The sequence below is a fragment of the Pedobacter psychrophilus genome (genome assembly GCF_001652725.1).
Lineage (GTDB): Bacteria > Bacteroidota > Bacteroidia > Sphingobacteriales > Sphingobacteriaceae > Pseudopedobacter > Pseudopedobacter psychrophilus.
This window is the reverse complement of the sequence record NZ_LWHJ01000006.1, coordinates 1-5,366: the sequence shown is the minus strand read 5'-3', so window position 1 is coordinate 5,366 and position 5,366 is coordinate 1. Positions and strand designations below refer to the sequence as shown.

The window sequence follows — 5,366 nt, the reverse complement described above, 5'->3', positions numbered from 1 at the left end:
CAAAAAAAAGCCCCCGATCCGTTAAGGAAGGGGGGCGTTAAGGTCTGGCACCGACCTACTCTCCCACGTTTTACCGCAGTACCATCGGCTCAGGCGGGCTTAACTTCTCTGTTCGGAATGGGAAGAGGTGGACACCGCCGATATAGGCACCTGAATATCATTAATGCTGAAGGTAATAGGTCATAAGTAGTAAGTCTTTCAACTTTAAACTTTTTACTTTAAACCCATACATCAACATTGACATATCATTGGAAGAAATTATCTTGGAGAGAGGACAACAGTCCAGTTTTTTTACCGGAAAGTATCGGACAATTAGTACGGCTCGGCTTTGGTGTTACCACCTTTACACCTGCCGCCTATCAACGTAGTAGTCTTCTACGGTCCTATTATGGAGATCTCATCTTGTGGCTAGTTTCGCACTTAGATGCTTTCAGCGCTTATCTATCCCCGACATAGCTACTCTGCAGTGCCCCTGGCGGGACAACAGATTCACCAGCGGTCAGTCCAACCCGGTCCTCTCGTACTAAGGTCAGCCCCACTCAAATCTCCAACGCCCACAACAGATAGGGACCGAACTGTCTCGCGACGTTCTGAACCCAGCTCGCGTGCCACTTTAATCGGCGAACAGCCGAACCCTTGGGACCTTCTCCAGCCCCAGGATGTGACGAGCCGACATCGAGGTGCCAAACCTCCCCGTCGATATGAGCTCTTGGGGGAGATCAGCCTGTTATCCCCAGAGTACCTTTTATCCTTTGAGCGATGGCCCTTCCATGCAGAACCACCGGATCACTATATCCGTCTTTCGACCCTGCTCGGCTTGTAGGCCTCACAGTCAAGCATGCTTATGCTATTGCACTCCTCGTACGGTTACCAAGCGTACTGAGCATACCTTTGAAAGCCTCCGTTACACTTTTGGAGGCGACCACCCCAGTCAAACTACCCATCAAACAGTGTCCCCCGCTTAGCGGGGTTAGACACCGAATACAGAAAGGGTGGTATTTCAAGGTTGTTTCCACGGACCCTAGCGAGCCCGCTTCAATAACTCCCACCTATCCTACACATCCTGTACCCAATGTCAATGTTAAACTGTAGTGAAGGTTCATGGGGTCTTTCCGTCCCGTTGCGGGTACCCGGCGTCTTCACCGGGACCACAATTTCACCGAGCTCATGGCCGAGACAGCGCCCAGATCGTTACACCATTCGTGCAGGTCGGAACTTACCCGACAAGGAATTTCGCTACCTTAGGACCGTTATAGTTACGGCCGCCGTTTACCGGGGCTTCGATTCAATGCTTCTCCTTGCGGATGACATCCCCTCTTAACCTTCCGGCACCGGGCAGGTGTCAGGCCTTATACATCATCTTTCGATTTCGCAAAGCCATGTGTTTTTGTTAAACAGTCGCCTGGGCCTTTTCACTGCGGCCCCACGTCTTACCGTGGGGCGCCCCTTCTCCCGAAGTTACAGGGCCATTTTGCCGAGTTCCTTAGCCATGATTCACTCGAGCACCTTAGGATTCTCTCCTCGACTACCTGTGTCGGTTTACGGTACGGGTCTTCATAACCTGAAGCTTAGGGGGTTTTCTTGGAAGTCTGATTACCTGCACTATCAACGCCCCCGAAGGTTTGCTGTACTATCAGCTTTCAGCTAGTCTGGCGGATTTGCCTACCAAACCAATACCTACGGCCTTCAACGAACTATTCCGTCAGTTCGCGGCAGTGTCACTACTCCGTCACCCCATCGCAGTTATAAAGAGTACTGGAATATCAACCAGTTGTCCATCGGATGTCCCGTTCGGGTTCTCCTTAGGTCCCGACTAACCCTGATCCGATTAGCGTTGATCAGGAAACCTTAGTCTTTCGGTGGGCGGGTTTCTCTCCCGCCTTATCGTTACTTATGCCTACATTTGCTTTTCCAGCCGCTCCAACACCGCTAACGCGTATGCCTTCGCCGCAACTGGAATGCTCCCCTACCACTTATACGTAGTATAAATCCAAAGCTTCGGTATACCATTTTATGCCCGTTTATTATCCATGCCCGATCGCTCGACTAGTGAGCTGTTACGCACTCTTTAAATGAATGGCTGCTTCCAAGCCAACATCCTAGCTGTCTGTGCAATCGGACCTCGTTAGTTCAACTTAATGGTAATTTTGGGACCTTAGCTGTTGGTCTGGGTTCTTTCCCTCTCGGCCCGTGACCTTAGCACCCCGGGCCTCACTGCAGCGTATATTTGACCAGCATTCGGAGTTTGTCTGGATTTGGTAGGATTTGACTCCCCCGCACCCAATCAGTAGCTCTACCTCTGTCAAACTCAACCGCCACGCTGTTCCTAAAAACATTTCGGGGAGTACGAGCTATTTCCCAGTTTGATTAGCCTTTCACCCCTACCCACAGATCATCCGGAAACTTTTCAACGTTTATCGGTTCGGTCCTCCAGTACCTGTTACGGCACCTTCAACCTGTCCATGGGTAGATCACAAGGTTTCGCGTCTACCCCCACTGACTATACGCCCTATTCAGACTCGCTTTCGCTTCGGCTCCGCCCCTTAAGGGCTTAACCTCGCCAGTGAGGAGTAACTCGTAGGCTCATTATGCAAAAGGCACGCCGTCACAGAACAAGTCTGCTCCGACCGCTTGTAAGCACACGGTTTCAGGTTCTATTTCACTCCCCTGTTCGGGGTTCTTTTCACCTTTCCCTCACGGTACTGGTTCACTATCGGTCTCTCAGGAGTATTTAGCCTTACCAGATGGTGCTGGTGGATTCCCACAGGGCGTCTCCGACCCCGCGGTACTCAGGATACCACTATCCTACCTTTGCTTTCGTCTACGCAGCTATCATGCGCTATGGCCGGGCTTCCCATCCCGTTCGACTTCACTATGGTTCTCATATTGTGGTCCTACAACCCCCATACCGCCTTGACGGTATAGGTTTGGGCTGTTTCCCTTTCGCTCGCCACTACTCAGGAAATCACTTTTGTTTTCTCTTCCTCTGCTTACTTAGATGTTTCAGTTCGGCAGGTTTGCGCTATTGCGGTTGGCCTTCAGCCAACCAGGTTTCCCCATTCGGAAATCCGCGGATCGATTCGTATGTGCCAATCCCCGCGGCTTATCGCAGCTTATCGCGTCCTTCATCGCCTCTGAGAGCCTAGGCATCCCCCGTGTGCTCTTGTTTACTTTCTCTTATTTGTAGATTGCTCTACCTGTTGTGTCGTTATCCTCTCTCGGATAACTTCTTCCAATATGTCAAAGAACTAAATTTGGATGTAAAAACATCCGGTAATTATTATGGTGGAGAATAACGGAGTCGAACCGTTGACCCCCTGCGTGCAAGGCAGGTGCTCTAGCCAGCTGAGCTAATCCCCCGTCTAAGATGTATGTGTAGTCCCGAGCAGATTTGAACTGCTGACCCCTACATTATCAGTGTAGTGCTCTAACCAACTGAGCTACGGGACTATTTTCAGTTCTCCCTAACAACAGTGGCCGGATACACCGACTCACATCCCTTCCAGGCCCTTTATCAAAGAAAATATTCATGTAGCGGTTTTGGCACAAAAGGCCCGAGTCCCAGAAAGGAGGTATTCCAGCCGCACCTTCCGGTACGGCTACCTTGTTACGACTTAGCCCCAGTTATCGGTTTCACCCTAGGACGCTCCTTGCGGTTACGTACTTCAGGCGCCCCCAACTTCCATGGCTTGACGGGCGGTGTGTACAAGGCCCGGGAACGTATTCACCGCGTCATTGCTGATACGCGATTACTAGCGAATCCAACTTCACGGGGTCGAGTTGCAGACCCCGATCCGAACTGTGAACGGCTTTTTGGGATTGGCTCCCCATTGCTGGGTGGCTGCCCTCTGTACCGTCCATTGTAGCACGTGTGTAGCCCCGGACGTAAGGGCCATGATGACTTGACGTCGTCCCCGCCTTCCTCTCTGTTTGCACAGGCAGTCTGTCCAGAGTCCCCATCATTACATGCTGGCAACTGGACACAGGGGTTGCGCTCGTTGCGGGACTTAACCCAACACCTCACGGCACGAGCTGACGACAGCCATGCAGCACCTAGTTTCCTGTCCCGAAGGACGGTGCCGTCTCTGGCACCTTCAGTAACTTTCAAGCCCGGGTAAGGTTCCTCGCGTATCATCGAATTAAACCACATGCTCCTCCGCTTGTGCGGGCCCCCGTCAATTCCTTTGAGTTTCACCCTTGCGGGCGTACTCCCCAGGTGGATAACTTAACGCTTTCGCTTGGACGCTGACTGTATATCGCCAACATCGAGTTATCATCGTTTAGGGCGTGGACTACCAGGGTATCTAATCCTGTTTGATCCCCACGCTTTCGAGCCTCAGCGTCAATGATAGCTTAGTGAGCTGCCTTCGCAATCGGCGTTCTGTGACATATCTATGCATTTCACCGCTACTTGTCACATTCCGCCCACTTCAACTATATTCAAGCCTGCCAGTATCAAGGGCACTGCGATGGTTGAGCCACCGTCTTTCACCCCTGACTTAGCAAGCCGCCTACGCTCCCTTTAAACCCAATAAATCCGGATAACGCTTGGATCCTCCGTATTACCGCGGCTGCTGGCACGGAGTTAGCCGATCCTTATTCTTACGGTACCTTCAGCCCTTCTCACGAGAAGGGGGTTATTCCCGTATAAAAGCAGTTTACGACCCGTAGGGCTGTCTTCCTGCACGCGGCATGGCTGGTTCAGGGTTGCCCCCATTGACCAATATTCCTTACTGCTGCCTCCCGTAGGAGTCTGGTCCGTGTCTCAGTACCAGTGTGGGGGGCCATCCTCTCAGATCCCCTAGCCATCGTCGCCTTGGTGGGCCGTTACCCCGCCAACTAGCTAATGGCACGCATGCCCATCACCATCCTATAAATATTTGGACATTGTACCATGCGGTACTGTGTCTTCATGCGGTGTTAATCCGAATTTCTTCGGGCTATACCCCTGATGGTGGTAGGTTGCATACGCGTTACGCACCCGTACGCCACTCTCATGGAAGCAAGCTCCCAATCCCGTTCGACTTGCATGTATTAGGCCTGCCGCTAGCGTTCATCCTGAGCCAGGATCAAACTCTCCATTGTATAATGTTAAGTAAGATACCGACATGATGTCTGTATTCTTGTTTTTGTATTCTTTGCTCGGGCCGGTCGAAACCGGCTCCGCTACATGATATCTCTTTAAAGAACTTTATCGCCCGTACCTATCGGTCAAGCTACTATATCTTATCTCACTAAACGTGATTATGATCTGTTTTTGTCCACTCTCGGAATCGCTCCGATTGTGTTTCCCTTTTGTTCGGGGTGCAAAGATGTGGTTATTTTATTTAACTTCCAAATCTTTTTTTTTATTTTTTAAAGCCTTT

2 tRNA genes and 3 rRNA genes are annotated in these 5,366 nt (G+C 51.1%); all 5 read right to left on the bottom strand.

Annotation, left to right across the window (positions count from 1 at the left end):
- Positions 1–42 precede the first annotated feature (42 nt).
- Positions 43–154 (bottom strand): 5S ribosomal RNA (rrf, locus tag A5893_RS00365).
- A 139-nt stretch (positions 155–293) separates the two neighbouring features.
- Positions 294–3,177 (bottom strand): 23S ribosomal RNA (locus tag A5893_RS00360).
- A gap of 106 nt (positions 3,178–3,283) precedes the next feature.
- A tRNA-Ala gene (locus tag A5893_RS00355) sits at positions 3,284–3,360 on the bottom strand.
- Between the two features lie 16 nt (positions 3,361–3,376).
- Positions 3,377–3,450 (bottom strand) — tRNA-Ile (locus A5893_RS00350).
- A 115-nt stretch (positions 3,451–3,565) separates the two neighbouring features.
- A 16S ribosomal RNA gene (locus A5893_RS00345) occupies positions 3,566–5,085 on the bottom strand.
- Together the 16S, 23S and 5S rRNA genes with 2 tRNA genes alongside form the textbook arrangement of a ribosomal RNA operon.
- Positions 5,086–5,366: the final 281 nt, after the last annotated feature.